We start from the raw sequence: 15703 nt of genomic DNA, 5'->3' as shown, positions 1-15703 counted from the left end.
TAGAATATTTTAAAAAACATAAACCAATTAAAATATAAGTAAAAAAAACTATTAAGCAGCACGAAATAAAGAATTTTTCTGCATAATTTTTTACAAATCAATAATATATTAGTAACCACTCATGCGTTGTTTATACACAAGAAGGAACCACAAAGAAAGGATAAAAAAACATTCAAAAAAATTGGAAAACACTCTAAGACCCTAAAGGACTCTCGAACAAAGATATTCAGTATAAAGGAAATTTATTCCGCAATGCACTCACGTAACAGGCAATAATCTTCACTTCCCTTAGCCGGAAGGATTACTCCCTGAGAACTACGCCCATCAACTTTCAGTATGACCGGAGCTGGCAACCGCAAATGACTTATGAACTCACCTTTTTCAACGGTCGGCTGGTTTTGAAACCATTCCCAGTTCATAAAATCACCGGGCTTATCAAGTACCATCAGATAGTTAATGCCCAAGGTCGTAATGTTATGAAAAAAATGAGAGCCCTGTGACGGTTCAACTTTAAGTTCATCACAGGAAGTTTCAATGATTGCAGAAACATTTGAAATATCGGGCCACTCTACCGGAATGCCCAGCCAATGGTCCGCAGAACCCCAACGTCCCGGACCAGCCAACAGATATTTGCGATTCTGTTTGATAAGGCGGCTGTTTATAGCTGAAATTTCCATTGCGATCTGTCGGGTCTTAGCGACATCAAAGGAGTCGGGCCGGACAATAAGCAGATCAACAATGTCATCCTTTTCGGAATTGCCTAAAGCATGACTGGAAACACAGACCGCTTCCTTCAATTCCAGATCGGAGATATCAATGCGGTTAAGGTCTGCGCGGGCACTCATAGGCCGAAGCTGCAAGAGGTTGAATTCTGGTTTACGGCCATCCTCAAACATATTGATGCAGAATTCCATCTCCACCGGACCGCCCATACCATTTTCAGCAAGGTTAAGCACATCGATCAGTACACCAGGAAGCGGAAGCAACTTATGCTTTAATACCGGAGCGAAAAGAACAACCTTGGGCCCGGGAAGTGCCGCCGTATCCCTGATTCTGCCCTCATCAGCCAGATAAGTGGAAGCCAGTTTGCGAACCGGAACTGAATCCTCAAAATCAGCAATATCCAGCTTCTCAAGATTGGCATCTCCGTGGATGTCATAAACCTCGCCATTCCCCAAGCGAAGCCCGTAAAAGGACGTCTGGGCATTCTTAAGCGAATCCTGCAAGGTCGGACATTGAGGCAGAATCTTCGGATATTTAGGCGAAAAGCGAATACATTGTTCACCATCTACCACCGACTTACCGATACCAAGGGCAATGGTTGCTACCCCGTGTTCCGGTTTCATCTTTCCAAAAGGGTAATAGTTGTAAGACTGCCCTACTCCGGAAATAGCCGGGAAATAGTAATCGCCATATTGCTGTCCGGCTACCTCCTGAATAATCACCCCCATCTTTTCTTCATCTGTGCGCTGATTCACCCGCTGAGAAAAGGATTTCGGAGCCTTGTAATAAGTAGACGCCCAGACCAGCTTTACTGCATCAACGAGTTGCTTCAAACGTTGCTCAATATCCGAATGATCATTGGGAATCATGTAGGTTTGATATAAACCTGCGTATGCCTGATACTGTGCATCTTCCAACAAACTGGATGAACGGACGGAAAGCGGATATTTCACTTCCTTCAAATATGCCCACAGCTGAGCCTCAATCCAGCCGGGAAAGAAAGCCTCTCTGAAAATCTCAGCCACCTTATCATCTTCAAGGTCGGTGGTGGCGAGATAGGAAAGGTCATTCATCTCCATAAAGTCATCAAAGCCGGAAGTTCCGATGGTAAGAGTTCGCGGTGCGGTGATGACCACATCTTCATATTTTTCATGCAGCCATGAATTACGGGCCAGCATAGAACAGATAAAGGCCATTCCGCGAGCCTTCCCGCCCAGCGAACCGGCACCGATCTTCAAAAAATCAGTATCAGGGTCAAAATCTTTCGGGTTAAAGGAAACAATGACCCCCTGCTGCCGCTGCAAACGCCTTTCCCTGATCAGAGTACGCATATGTTCACGATGGGTTTCCACATCAGGGAAATCATTTTCACGAATGGGCCGAATTGTATTGGCAAGAGCTATTTCCGTACGAGCATAAAACCAACGTGAAAAATCATTAAGCTGGCAATGGCGCATGAAAATATCCTGCGGAATCTTACGTAGAGTTTTCTCCAGAGAATACAGACTGGAAGCCCGCGCAACCTCATTACCTTCAAGATCGCGAAAAATGAAATCGCCGAAGCCAAGATGCTCCATGACAAACTTACGCACCTCGGACATCAAATCCGGTGAGTTCTTATCCACAAAACAGGCCGGGACAGCCTCGGCACGTTCCTTGTTTTCCGGTTCATTACTGGTCAGGAGCAACGGGATATCATCACGACGTTCTTTGATACTCTTAAGCAGTTCTATGCCGGAATTACCGTCCAGTATGCCCATACGCGGGAAGCGGACATCAGAAATCACACCCAGAATATATGGCTCATATTTCTCAAAAAGAACCATAGCCTCTTCGTAGGTGCGGGCGGTCAGTATCTTGGGGCGAGCCCTCATGGTCAACAGACGGTGTTCGGAATTCAGACCTTCTTCAAGCACTGCCTGAGTCTGGCGGACCAATTCTTTGTAGAGGATAGGCAAAAAAGAAGCCAGATAGCGCGGAGAATCTTCCACAACAATAATGACCCTGATCCCGACCTCGGAAGTATCATGCTCAACATTAAGCAAGTCCTCCAAGTTCTTGACCATAGCCACCAGCAGTTCGGCATCACCGGACCAGACAAACTGACGGTCCGTGCCGTCACAGAAAGTTTCATCGTTAACGGCCAGTTGCTTATGAGCCAGCATTGCCACCGGAATACCCGGAATTTTATCCTTGATGCGCCGCCCCATATCGCAGCAATCCATATTGGTCAGATGAGGCATGATGATAACAAGGTCAAAAAAACGCACATCAAGAATTTCAAGAGCTTCGTCAATATTGGAAACCCATGTAAGACGCGGGGGACGGCTCAAATTCAAGCCACGGTATTCGCTGACAATGCGTTCGGAAATGCGACTGTCTTCTTCCATGACCCAGGCATCATAGGGGCTGGAAATCAACAAAATGTCCCGTACCTTAACCTGCATCAGGTCATGGTAAAGACTGAACTTGCGGCTCTGCCCGCCCAAAAACCTCATTTTGTCTTCCATATGATGCCCCGCAATTGGATAAATTCAAAAAAAGGCGGACAGCGAAATCATCGCAGTCCGCCTTTTTGGTCAGATTCGTTATATAACAATATAATATGAAACTGTTTTATACAACACCCTGATCTAACATGGCCTGAGCGACCTTTACGAAACCTGCGATGTTCGCACCGTTCACGTAGTTTAACGGAGTTCCGTAATGCTCGGCAGTATCCATGCAGGACTTGTGGATATTATGCATGATATGCTTGAGGCGTTGATCAACTTCCTCGCGGGGCCAGTTGAGGCGCATGCTGTTCTGACTCATTTCAAGACCGGAAACAGACACACCGCCAGCGTTTGCAGCCTTACCCGGACCATAGAGAAGTCCGGCATCAAGGAAAATGTCGACTCCATCAGGCATGGTAGGCATATTCGCGCCTTCGGATACCACACGCACGCCATTGGCTACGAGGTTTGAAGCATCCTTGCCGTTAATTTCGTTCTGTGTGGCAGATGGAAATGCGCAGTCGGCCTTATGATTCCAGAGCGGATTGTAACCCAGATCAGGATCAACCGGAATGTAGACTGCTTCGGAATACTTTTCAGCGTATTCCTTAACTCTGCCGCGACGCACATTCTTGAGCTGCATGATATAATCGAGCTTATCACGGTCAACACCCTTTTCATCATAGATGTAACCGGAGGAATCAGAGAACGTGACCGGAGTACAGCCGAGTTCAAGAAGCTTTTCCATGGTAAACTGAGCCACGTTACCGGAACCGGAGACAAGGGCTGTCTTACCTTCGAAAGTCTGCCCCTGCGCGTTCAGCATTTCAGCTGCGAAATAGACAGAACCGTAACCGGTAGCTTCAGGCCTGATCAGGCTGCCGCCCCAGTTGAGGCCCTTACCGGTCAACACACCTGTGAATTCGTTACGGATCTTTTTGTACATCCCGAAAAGGTAACCGATCTCACGGGCACCAACCCCGATATCACCGGCAGGGATATCAGTATCCGGACCTATATGACGGGAAAGCTCAAGCATAAAGCTCTGGCAGAAACGCATCACTTCCATATCCGACTTACCCTTGGGATCAAAGTCGGAACCGCCCTTACCGCCGCCCATGGGCAAGGAGGTCAGAGCGTTCTTGAAGACCTGTTCGAAAGCCAGAAATTTGAGAATACCGAGGTTTACCGAGGGGTGAAAACGTAAACCGCCCTTGTAAGGACCGATGGCACTGTTCATTTCAATGCGGAACCCGCGGTTGACGTGCACATCGCCGTCATCATCAGCCCACGGCACGCGAAACATGATAACCCGTTCCGGCTCGACAATCCGTTCCATAATCCCGGCACTGCGGTATTCGGGATTGCGGTCAAGAACAGGCTTGATGGATTCTACAACCTCACTCACAGCCTGATGGAATTCACGTTCATTGGGGTCCCTGTTTTTGACCAGTTCCAAAATTTCCATGCACAGCCTCCTAATCGGCCTTAAGCAGTTGATATGAAATTAACATCCAAATAAATTTTCAATTCCTTTATTCCACCACTAACCAACTAAGTCCACACATCTTTTTACAAAATCACAAGATTTTTTCATCTTTTTTTTGCTAATTTTGTGCTTTTTGATCAAACAATCAAATAAATTAGAATCAAATTGTAATATAAACAGGTTGACAGTGAGTAAACGCTTACTGTAGACATGCAATCATGAACACCAACAAAGCTCTATTTTTCTTTTTTAACTTTTTTAGCTTTACCAGCCCTGTGGTCTGGAGGTGTTCACTCGCGTAAGCGATAGTTGAAAGAGTTTTCTCCCAGGCCGCAGGCAACCAGCCCGCGGCCTTTTTTATTTCCTGCCCCGGGTTTCCACAAACCGCCTGCCCCTCCAAAAAACTCTGCAATTTGAGCTAACCACTGCATTTTTACAAATTTAACCAATTTTGAAATCAGGAGGCTTCAAATGATGTTAGGACTTGGAAGCGTAGAGATTGCAGCAGTCTTCTGGCTCTGTATTCTCTCGTCGCTAGGATGTGTGGCTTATGGAATCCTGAACTGGAATAAAAGAGGCAAACCCGATGCCACTGCACTGAATGTAGATGTTAAAGGTAAAGGGGATAAATAATGGTTACCAAGATCGTCATTACCTGCATTTATCTTTCCGTAATTTTCTATCTCGGCTTCAAGGGCTGGCAATCCACCAAAAAATCCACTGACTACATGCTCGCCGGACGGCAGATGAACCCTTTCATCATGGCCATGTCCTACGGTGCGACGTTTGTTTCCACTTCCGCCATCATCGGCTTTGGCGGGGCTGCAGGTCTTTTCGGATTCCCCCTGCTCTGGTTGACTCTTGCCACCATCGTGGTCGGTGTACTTATCGCCATGGTCTTTTTCGGTAAGCGGACCCGTAGAATGGGCCTGGCTCTTGAAAGCCACACCTTCCCGGAACTGCTCGGACGGCGATACGATTCCAAGTTCATTCAAGGATTTGCCGGCGGAGTAATTTTTCTGTTTATCCCGGTATACGCTGCAGCGGTACTTATCGGTATTTCACGCATGATGGAAATCTCCTTCGGTATCCCCTATGACACAGCCTTGATTTTAATCAGTGTCATTCTTGCGGGTTACGTAATTTCCGGTGGCATGAAGGCGGTCATGTACACTGATGCTTTTCAGGGGCTGATCATGGCCGCTATGATGATCATCCTCATTGTCTCCACCTATTCTATGCTCGGAGGCGTAACTGAAGCGCATCAGGCCCTGACTGACATGGTCAACCTCATGCCTGCCAAACTCCAAAAAGGAGGCATGATCGGCTGGACACAAGGGGCAAAATTCGGAACACCGCTCTGGCTGGTTATTTACACTACCATTGTTTACGGCGTAGGCATCGGCGTACTGGCCCAGCCGCAATTGGCAGTGCGTTTCATGACCGTACCATCCGACCGCGAGCTTAACCGCGCAGTTCTGTACGGTGGAATATTCATTCCGCTCATGACCGGGGTTGCCTTCCTTACCGGGGCTCTTTCCAACGCGATTTTCTATAAAGCGGTAGGTAAAATATCCATTGCCGTGGCTGGCGGTAACATGGATAAAATCATTCCCATGTATATCGAGCAGATGATGCCCTCATGGTTCTCCGCTCTATTTCTACTGGCAATGCTTGCCGCAGGGATGTCCACCCTTTCCTCACAGTATCACGTAGGCGGGACTGCACTGGGCCGTGACTTCTTTGAAAGATTTGTAAATGTTCCGCAGGAAAAATCTGTAAAAATCACCAGGATCGGTGTTGGCATTACCCTGCTGGCAGCAATCCTCTGGGCATGGGTCCTGCCTCCGTCCATCATTGCCCGCGCAACAGCCTTTTTCTTCGGACTCTGCGCCGCATCGTTCCTGCCCATCTATCTGCTGGGTCTTTACTGGAAAGGCATGACCAAGAAAGCCGCAAAAGTGTCTATGGTAGGCGGGTTCAGCGCTTCCATGTTCTGGCTGCTGTTCGTGCACGTCAAGGAAGCCAAAGCCATCGGGCTTTGCAAGGCCCTGACCGGACTGGACACCCTTGTGTCATCCGCTGCCAAGGGCTCATGGATCTGGCTGCTGCAATGGGTTGACCCCAACGTAGTCGCCCTGCCCGTTTCAATGGCACTGGCTATCGGGGTAGCACTGATCACGCCGAAGATGAACAAAGAACATCTGAAACTTTGCTGGGCTAATATCTAAGACTTCTGCAAATAATCAAAACAAAGGGTGTAACCGATATCGGTTACACCCTTTTTCTATTCGATTCGAGATTTAATTGTATATTTATGCTTCTTTCTCGACTTCAATGTCATTGAGCATGGCAGAGATCAAATTCTTCCCAGCAATCTCAATATGCTCTCTCATTGCTGTTTGCGCTGCTTTAGGATCACCCGACTCTATTGCATTAATAATTACCTTATGTTCTGCTACTACATTTGCAAAACCCCAGTCATATTTCGCTTTTTGTTCCATCCAGTGACGCATTGGACGATGAAGTTCAGAAAAGAACCTTATAAGTATCGAGTTGTGGCATGATGTTGCAATTGCCATATGAAATTCAAGATCGACCTGTATAAGATCGTGACCATTCTGTTGCGCATGAATAAGCTTTTTATGCTCGCCTTTAATTTGGGCAATATCATCTTCAGTTGCCCTTTCAGCTGCTAGTCCGACAATTGTTTGCTCAATCTCAGATCTAGCCTCAACCAGTTCTCTAATCTTTCCCCGTCCCATAGTGATAAGGGACAACCCTATTGATTTCGATGTTTCCGTTGCTTCGGTTATACGCGTTCCTTGCCCGGGACGAACTGAGAGTACTCCCAATAGTTCAAGTGCTCCAATTGCTTCACGAATTGAGCTTCTTCCCACTCCGAATCGCTCCATAAGTTGAGGTTCAGGAGGCAACCTGTCTCCGGGGCGGAGTTCTCCTTTGGAAATACGATCAACCAATTCATCAATAATCTGGTCTGAAAGGCGTTTGCGCTGAAGTTTCGGCTGGTTAAGTTTCATTATTCCTGCTTTTAGTTAAAATCTGGTAGCTAGATAAAGTTGAATTGCTAACTCTCAAAGTGAGTTTTCACCATATTGACATTTTTTTAAACAATCAATATCTGATATTCAGAACATCTGACGTTCTGATGTTCTGAATATCAAAAGGCGAACCAATGCGAAGACGTAAAATAAATGCGCCGCGCAATGGAAACTCAGCTAAGTAAAGCTGAAATTCTGTTTTAAGTTCACCTATAAATATTTGACCGCTAAAAACGGAGCCGGGACATGAGTAAAAAGATTGGTTGGATTGGAACGGGCGTTATGGGTACTTCAATGTGTATGCATCTTCTAAAAGCAGGGAATAAAGCGTTTATTTACAATCGCACAAAGTCGAAAGCAAAAGACCTTATCGCTGAAGGAGCTGTCTGGTGTAAATCACCGGCTGAAGTTGCACAACAAGCTGATATCATTTTTACTATTGTTGGTTACCCCCGTGATGTGGAAGAAACCATTTTGGGACAGAATGGTGTTCTCGCGAATGCGGATAAAGGCAAAATCATAGTTGATATGACAACTTCTGAACCTGCACTCGCAGAACGGATTGCCATGAAAGCAAGTGCCAAGGGAGTGGAATCGTTAGATGCCCCGGTATCAGGTGGTGATGTCGGAGCCCGCGATGCGACTTTGGCCATTATGGTCGGTGGAGCTGAAACAACCTTCGATAAAGTCAAAGATTTATTTAAGGTAATGGGCGAAAATATCCAGTATAGAGGACCTTCTGGAGCAGGCCAGCACACTAAAATGTGTAATCAAATTTTAATTGCCGGGACTATAGTAGGGACAGTTGAATCTCTATTTTATGCGTACAAGGCAGGAATGGACCTTGATGAGGTTATTGACGTAATAGGATCTGGTGCAGCGGCTTCCGTCTGCGTCAATGGGTTGGGTCGTCGCATCGCAAGTGGAGACTATAATCCGGGGTTTTACATAAAGCACTTTATCAAAGATATGGGGATAGCTTTAAATGAAGCAAAACGCATGAATATTTCTTTACCAGGATTAGCTCTGGCTGATCGTGTGTACTCTTTTGCAATTGATTTGGGATACGAAGATTTAGGTATTCAAGGACTATTTAAAGTTTTTGAAAAATGCGACCTGAATAAACAGATAGTTCTTGATCACAACACAAAATAAGAACGGCTGTACAATCGACTAATCCTAATCCACGGAATCGGACATGTGAAGCCAAATGTATGCTTCCACTACGGGGGCCATTAAAATATATGGTTTCTAAACAAAGGGCGTAACATAAATTGGTTACACCCTTTTCTCTTTTTAGGTTGTATTGGTTTAATCGGTTTATAGTCTTGCATCTCATTCTATGTTCAAGTTGATGATAACAGTCTTCATAAGATTCTCAGTTCAAATAAATGGATAAAAAAAACGAATAGTTTGACGTATTAATCTTAAAATTGCTAAAGAGCATTTATAAATAACAAAATTAATTATTCCACGGAACCGACCTTCAATCCCTGATGGTACCGCTCATAACAAGTCAAACTGGCGACCAAATGAAAAACACTGACAATATCAATATCCTTGGAGATAGAAATTCTCTTGAGTACGAGAGCTCAAGCATATCTAACGCGAGCATAGACATTATTGGAAATGACAACGTAATTAAAATCCACCCCAGCGCTCAACTGGGATCAGTGAGAATTGTTCTACGTGGAGATCGTCATCGCCTTTTTGTGGGCAGGGATGTTAAAATGAGCGCAGGTCTTTTACGTCTTATCCATGGAGCAGGTCTGATAGCGATAGGAGTAGGAACCACAATCGTCGAGGCAGAGATAATCTCATTTGAGGTCGGAACCAAAATTGTAATCGGAGAGGATTGCCTCATAAGCTATGGCGTGCACGCCTGGACCGGCGATGCCCACTCAATTGTTGACGCCACAACAGGTAAGCGCATCAACCATGGACGGGATATAACCATCGGCAACCATGTATGGATCGGCTATGAGGCCGTGCTATTGAAAGGTGCAACCGTTGGCCACGATTCAATACTCGGAGCCCGTACAGTTCTCAGCAAAGAAATTCCGCCGCAGAGTCTTGCTGCGGGCAATCCCGCAAAGATTATCAAGAAAAATGTAACATGGACTCCCGAGGTATTTTACGAAAAGGATAGCAATCCTTTGGTAGTTGGTGAGAATGTTAAATATTAGCACTGAATGGTAGCATCAAATAAAGTTAGCGGCATAAGGCAAGCGTACATATACCCCCTGCATCTTAATATTAAGATGCAGGGGTTTTTGTATGCTTATATTGACCCCTAAATTAGATTTAGTATAATACAGCTCACTATTAATGATCTATCTAATTAACACCCAGCAATATGGAGGAAAAAATGTCTTTCCAACCCACCACAATAAACACCGTAAAGACCATTCTTCTACTAACGCTACTGTCATTTATGACCGGATGCCCGAAACCTGTAAACGAGATCAATAATTTTGCTACAGCTTCGGAATCGGTTTTTGATACTTCAAGTAAGGCACTCAACGAATTCAAAAACTTATCCGCGAAATATAATCTTTATATGACAGTAGACAATGAGTTGGACGCAACCCAAAGTATGTTCACCGATCCTTACAAAATGATCACCGCCAATCCATTAAACCCCAATGATAATGAATCCGTAGAAGGTAGCAAAAGACTTGCCGCAGACATTGAGAAAAGACTCAAGGCTTTTTCAGCGATCAAAAAATATGCTGCAGGAATTAAAAGCCTAGTTGAAGCGGACAACACGGAAAGCTACTCGAAAGCAGCTCGGAGCGTAAATGATTCAGTTAAGGACATGCAAAATTTAATCTCAAAAGACTCTAACGCTTCCTTTTCGGCAGCGATAGGAACAACTGTGTATGCTGCAGGAACAATTATTACCGAAAAAATAAGATTTAAAGCTCTGAAGAGTGCCGTAGACACGGCAGAAGGACCTGTTAAGGAGATCAGTGCGCAGATACAGCTAGACACCAACGACTTTTCCAGCCTTGCCGTTGATATGCTCAATGACATTTGTGAAGCACATATAAGGCACTACAACGCAATGAAACCAAAATTGGATATGGCCCAAAAAATCGCCTTACTGCAAAGAATCAAGCCAGTATGTCAAGCATCACCTAAAACAAAAGAATTTGCTAATGATGTTGACAAAGCAGCAAAGCTATTTGCCTCCGCCCACGCCAAAATCCAAAAAGAACTCAACAATACAAAACCAGATTTCACAAATGCAAGAGCTACTATTGAAGAACTGGTTGCCACGGGCCAGTCCATCAAAGAGACATATGACGATTTATTGAAAGATAAGAAATAACAAGGAGAAAAAAGAATGAGCTTAACATCTGAAATGCAAACCATAGTCGATATAGCAATTAACCACTCTGGAAATGTCACTAAAGAACAAATGATTTCCCTCTTGGAAGAAACAATTGAAACGCTTAAATACGTAAGAGAAAGAGTAACTGATTCCGAAGCAAAGGATGACCTGAGAAGACTTATTAAAATCATCAAGTATCGCAAAAGAAAAATACGTCTGGATAATATTAACGCAGGGACAACCGTTTATGAAAACAGTATGAAAAAACTTGGTAAGGCAACCAAAATTGCAAATCAAGCTAAACAGGATATCGATGATGTAGAGAAAAAGGTTAAAGCCACCGCAAAAGCACTGGAAGCCGCAGCCAAGGTACTTGAAGTGTTAGTAAAAATATTTATATAGACATCAGCACATCATCTTAAAAAACAGGCCGCAACGTCCCACGCTGCGGCCTGTTTCAATTTCCAATTTACGTCAGTCATCCTACTTTTTAGGAGGCAATGAGCAGGACTCACTGCAACAAGTTCCCTGCAGAAATCCGGTATAGGTATAAAAGATACGCTCAATCTTTTCACGTTTCTCAGCCGGGAGCGGTTCGCGTTTGTAATCAGCGGTCATTTTGAGCAGTTCTTCGTAACTGGGCACGGACTTCATGCCATGCGCCAATGTTTTACCGGAAACAGCATCCAACAGAAACGCGTCCATGGAATCGGTAATAACTACGTAAGGAACAGGTCCCCCCTGAAAGAGTTTACCAGCGCAAACAGCTTCACGTTCATAGCTGCCAACATCACCGGCGCAAAACATAACCAGAAGAATCGGGAGGCTCTCTTTGTCATAAATAACGAGATCCATAGTGCGGCACATTTCCTCGCCATCTATTTCGAAACAAATATCGATTTTGGATTTCAGGGCATCCTTGGGATAACCAAGTTCTTCCACCAGCAGCTTTGCCAAAGCCTGACGAAATTCCTCATAAGTGGTCTCTTCTATCTCTTCGCCACTCAAGTAATCACGTAATGTTCCACCCATACTTACTTCATGCATCTTCTGCCTCCGGCGGCCCTGCGGGTCTTATTTTGATGCGCTTCGCGCTTTCGATTAAATTGATATCGCCTCCGGCGACTTAACCCTTTTCCAAAAGAGCATCGTCATTGGCTTGTTAATTTATTACTTAATTATATAAGCATGCCGGGTTGTTGTGCAAGTGCTTAAAACAAAAGAAGGGAGGACGACCTGCCGATCAGGTCGCCCACCCTTCTCTATCCTTGAAGCAAAACTCCCTATGAGCCCTGCAACTACTATATAATAAAAACTTTAAACGCCTTTCGCAAGCTTAAGAATATTCCTTTTTGAAACACCTTCCAAATCATTTGTAACTTTAACGCTCGAACAACCTCTAATTGAAAACAATTTTCATTTTCTACTTGACCTCCACTGCTTCTAATCATAGAAATTAATCGACTTTGATTATCAATCTTTATTTCAATTAGACAATATGACGAAAATGAATACCATCATACGAACCTCTATTCTGGTTCTCATAATTACGGTCTTAATAACACCGTATACTGAGAGCTGTGACCACTGCCGTGGTGCATGGACCGATGGCTTCGTAAACAACCACCAGAGCATTTTCGTAGCCCATATTAATGATGGTAGCGGGATTAACACCCCTACCAACTATCCGCACAATGCCGAACATCATGATCAGCATTTTCATCACAAACATAACGGGCCGATAGAATCCGCAGAAACAGAGGTGCCTCATAAAGTTTGGCATTGCGGCGGCAATACTTTTCATTTTCATTTCCTGGACACTGTTCTTCCAACTGATGAAATCAAGGAAGCCGACAACAGCAGCTCCTTGCTTCACATCGCTGCCGCATACCCAACAGAGAATCACCGGATTGAATCAGCCGGGCTCTATCTGAAACAATCAGACCATTCATCATCATCTCACCATATAAAATGGTTAATCCTGAACTCCACTGACCTCCCTCCACCTTCAATTGAAAATTAATTTCATTTTCTTCTTGACGCATATTTCATACTTGTATAGTTAGAATTTCAGTTGACATTGATTTTCAACCTCTAAATCACGCATCAATATAACAGTCATTCACAAACGGAGACACCAAATGACTAAAAACATAAATCTTTCCAAGATTCTTGAAAGCCGTACTTACGCTGTTCTCGGTTTTGAAACAGAGACTTCTGATTATGCCAAGAAACTGCGCAAAATGGGTTTTGTCGAAGGCACCCAGATCACCCTCGCCCCGATTAAAATTTCAGATCCCATGATTTTTGAAATTCGCGGCAGCCGCGTGGCCTTACGTAAAAATGAAGCAGACCAGATCAAGGTGGAGGAACTCTAGTCATGCATAAGATAGAAAGAATAGCCATTGCAGGCGTACCCAACAGCGGTAAAACCACACTTTTCAACGCCCTCACCGGAGCACGCCAGAAAGTCGGTAACTGGCCCGGAGTTACAGTAGAAAAAATCGAAGGAACTTTTTCCCTTTCCGGTACCAAGGTTGAGCTTGTAGACCTCCCCGGGACCTACAACCTGAGCCCTGATACCGAAGACCAGAAAGTTGCCGAACGTGTAATCCGCAGCGGTGAATACGATATGATCGTAAACGTTGTGGACGCAACAAACCTTTCCCGAAACCTGTTCCTGACCATGGATCTTAAGGAACGCACTGACCATATCGTTATCCTGCTGAATATGCTCGACGTTGCAGAAAACGAAGGCATTGATATTGATGTAAGAAAACTCAGCAAAGAGCTTGGTATCGCAGTAATTCCGGTAATTGCCGTTGACAGGAATTCTGTTGAAAGAGCTGTCGCAGCTCTTGCAGTAGAAGCACAAAAACTCCCGGAGCACGATTCACACCCCACCCGTCAGGAAGTGATGGATACGGTTGAAAAGTACAACCATATCGACAACATTTACAGCAAAGTACTCAAGGAAAAAAAAGACCGCAGTCAGAATTTCACCAACAAGGTCGATAACATTGTCATGAACAAGTTCGCGGCTATTCCCGTGTTTCTTATTTCCATGTTCCTGACCTTCTGGTTTGCAATCGGTCTCGGTTCCGTATTTATCGACTTCTTCGACATCATGGCCGGACTCCTTTTTATCGACATCCCTGCGGACCTGCTGAGTAATATCGGCGCACCGGAATGGGTAACTGTAACCCTTGGCGGTATCGGCGCAGGTATCCAGACAGTTGCTACCTTTATTCCGGTTGTATTTTTCATGTTCCTCGCGCTGGCAATCCTTGAAGACTTCGGCTACATGGCCCGCGTTGCAGTTGTAGCTGACCGCTTCATGCGCAAGATAGGCCTGCCCGGCTCTGCATTCATTCCCATGGTTGTAGGCTTCGGTTGCACTGTTCCTGCGGTTATGGCCACCAGAACACTTACTTCCAAGCGTGACCGTTTCATGACCATTTTCATGGCTCCGTTCATGTCCTGCGGTGCGCGCCTGCCTGTATACGCGCTCTTCTGCGTGGCTCTCTTCGGTGCATATTCCGGTCTGGCCGTATTCCTGATCTATCTCTCAGGTCTGGCAATGGCAATTTTCACCGGGTTCCTGCTGAAAAACACTCTTTTCAAAGGCTCTTCGTCCCACTTTGTAATGGACCTGCCCCTTTACCACATTCCCAGAATCAGTGCAGTTTTCAAAAGTGCATGGCTGCGTATGAAGGGTTTTGTTAAGCGTGCAGGTGTTATCGTTGTAACCGCTGTATTCGTACTCTCCATGCTGAACTCAGTAGGTATCGATAACGGCAAGCTGACCTTCGGCAACGAAGATTCCCAGAATTCCGTACTGTCCATTGCCGGAAAATCCATCTCCCCTGTATTCAAACCTATGGGCATTGAAGAAGACAACTGGCCTGCATCCGTTGCACTGTTCACCGGACTTTTCGCCAAAGAAGCAATCGTAGGTACCGTTAACTCCCTGTACGCATCTCTTGATGACGCTGCGGCTACTGCTGACCCTGCTGCTGAGGGTGGAGAAGAAGAAGGCGGACTCGATATCGGCGGAACAGTTAACGAAGCTTTCGGCACTGTAGTTGACGGTCTTGTAGGTGTTGTTACTTCGGTTGACCTGCTCGGAATCGGGCTGATCAGCGAAGACAGCGCAACCGTATCCGAAGAAATCGGCGCAGATGCTTCTGTATACAAGCACCTTGCAGCAAACTTCACCGTCTACTCCGCATTTGCATACCTGCTCTTCGTACTCATGTACTTCCCCTGCCTTGCGGTAATCGGGGCAACCAGACAGGAAATGGGCGGATTCTACTCCGGTGTTATGGCGATGTACTGCACCGCTCTGGGCTGGTCCGTAGCGACCCTGTTCTACCAGATCGCAGAAGGCAGAAACCCTGTTTACGCCGGAATCGCCATCGCCATCCTCGCTGGGATTTACGCGACTCTCAAATATCTGGGCAACAAGGAATCAGATAAGCTGGATGGATTGCAGCCTTTGAATCTGTAAAACTGACGTTTCAAATTATCATTAAAAACGGGCGGAGAATCTCAAAGATTCTCCGCCCGTTTTTTTTAAATAGTTTTCGGCAACGAC

13 protein-coding genes are annotated in these 15703 nt (G+C 45.3%); 8 read left to right on the top strand and 5 right to left on the bottom strand.

Annotated features, from left to right (window positions below):
* Positions 1-242: 242 nt before the first annotated feature.
* Together ACNI23_RS03185 and gdhA are read right to left on the bottom strand one after the other, a co-directional pair.
* On the bottom strand, positions 243-3233 hold the full coding sequence (locus tag ACNI23_RS03185; protein ID WP_420246712.1) for a PEP/pyruvate-binding domain-containing protein: 2991 nt from the start codon (positions 3231-3233) through the stop codon (positions 243-245).
* 106 nt (positions 3234-3339) lie between these two features.
* Entirely contained in the window at positions 3340-4686 is a 1347-nt protein-coding gene (gene gdhA, locus ACNI23_RS03180; RefSeq protein WP_420246711.1) for an NADP-specific glutamate dehydrogenase, read from the bottom strand.
* Between the two features lie 492 nt (positions 4687-5178).
* Between gdhA and ACNI23_RS03175 the strand changes: the two genes are divergently transcribed.
* Positions 5179-5340, top strand: a complete 162-nt coding sequence (locus ACNI23_RS03175; RefSeq protein ID WP_320176003.1) for a symporter small accessory protein — start codon at positions 5179-5181, stop codon at positions 5338-5340.
* Complete coding sequence (locus tag ACNI23_RS03170; RefSeq protein ID WP_420246709.1) at positions 5340-6938, top strand: sodium:solute symporter family protein; 1599 nt, start codon at positions 5340-5342, stop codon at positions 6936-6938. The genes ACNI23_RS03175 and ACNI23_RS03170 overlap by 1 nt, the downstream gene beginning before the upstream one ends.
* Before the next feature lie 84 nt (positions 6939-7022).
* On the opposite strand, the gene ACNI23_RS03165 is transcribed toward ACNI23_RS03170, so the two are convergent.
* A complete protein-coding gene (locus tag ACNI23_RS03165) occupies positions 7023-7748 on the bottom strand; it encodes a FadR/GntR family transcriptional regulator (RefSeq protein ID WP_420246708.1) in 726 nt (241 codons plus the stop codon).
* 267 nt (positions 7749-8015) lie between these two features.
* Here ACNI23_RS03165 and ACNI23_RS03160 point away from each other — a divergent pair, with 267 nt between their 5' ends.
* From ACNI23_RS03160 to ACNI23_RS03145, 4 genes are all read left to right on the top strand, one after another.
* Complete coding sequence (locus ACNI23_RS03160) at positions 8016-8924, top strand: NAD(P)-dependent oxidoreductase (RefSeq protein WP_420246707.1); 909 nt, start codon at positions 8016-8018, stop codon at positions 8922-8924.
* Between the two features lie 575 nt (positions 8925-9499).
* Positions 9500-9955: an acyltransferase gene (locus tag ACNI23_RS03155; protein ID WP_420246705.1), complete on the top strand. Its 456-nt coding sequence runs from the start codon at positions 9500-9502 to the stop codon at positions 9953-9955.
* Between the two features lie 182 nt (positions 9956-10137).
* A complete protein-coding gene (locus tag ACNI23_RS03150; protein ID WP_420246703.1) occupies positions 10138-11103 on the top strand; it encodes a hypothetical protein in 966 nt (321 codons plus the stop codon).
* Between the two features lie 15 nt (positions 11104-11118).
* Positions 11119-11508: a hypothetical protein gene (locus ACNI23_RS03145; RefSeq protein WP_420246702.1), complete on the top strand. Its 390-nt coding sequence runs from the start codon at positions 11119-11121 to the stop codon at positions 11506-11508.
* An 81-nt stretch (positions 11509-11589) separates the two neighbouring features.
* Here the strand turns inward: ACNI23_RS03145 and ACNI23_RS03140 are convergent, their stop codons facing one another.
* Complete coding sequence (locus ACNI23_RS03140; RefSeq protein WP_420246700.1) at positions 11590-12153, bottom strand: type I restriction enzyme HsdR N-terminal domain-containing protein; 564 nt, start codon at positions 12151-12153, stop codon at positions 11590-11592.
* 508 nt (positions 12154-12661) lie between these two features.
* Positions 12662-12982, bottom strand: a complete 321-nt coding sequence (locus ACNI23_RS03135) for a hypothetical protein (RefSeq protein ID WP_420246698.1) — start codon at positions 12980-12982, stop codon at positions 12662-12664.
* 265 nt (positions 12983-13247) lie between these two features.
* Here ACNI23_RS03135 and ACNI23_RS03130 point away from each other — a divergent pair, with 265 nt between their 5' ends.
* Positions 13248-13484, top strand: a complete 237-nt coding sequence (locus ACNI23_RS03130) for a FeoA family protein (RefSeq protein ID WP_420246696.1) — start codon at positions 13248-13250, stop codon at positions 13482-13484.
* Positions 13485-13486: 2 nt separating this feature from the next.
* Positions 13487-15616, top strand: a complete 2130-nt coding sequence (gene feoB, locus ACNI23_RS03125) for a ferrous iron transport protein B (protein WP_420246694.1) — start codon at positions 13487-13489, stop codon at positions 15614-15616.
* Positions 15617-15703 lie beyond the last annotated feature (87 nt).

The sequence above is a fragment of the Maridesulfovibrio pacificus (SeqCode) genome, from assembly GCF_048612815.1.
In the GTDB taxonomy this organism is placed as follows: domain Bacteria; phylum Desulfobacterota; class Desulfovibrionia; order Desulfovibrionales; family Desulfovibrionaceae; genus Maridesulfovibrio; species Maridesulfovibrio pacificus.
Note: the sequence above shows the minus strand (reverse complement) of the source record. Positions and strands in the feature narration are given on the sequence as shown.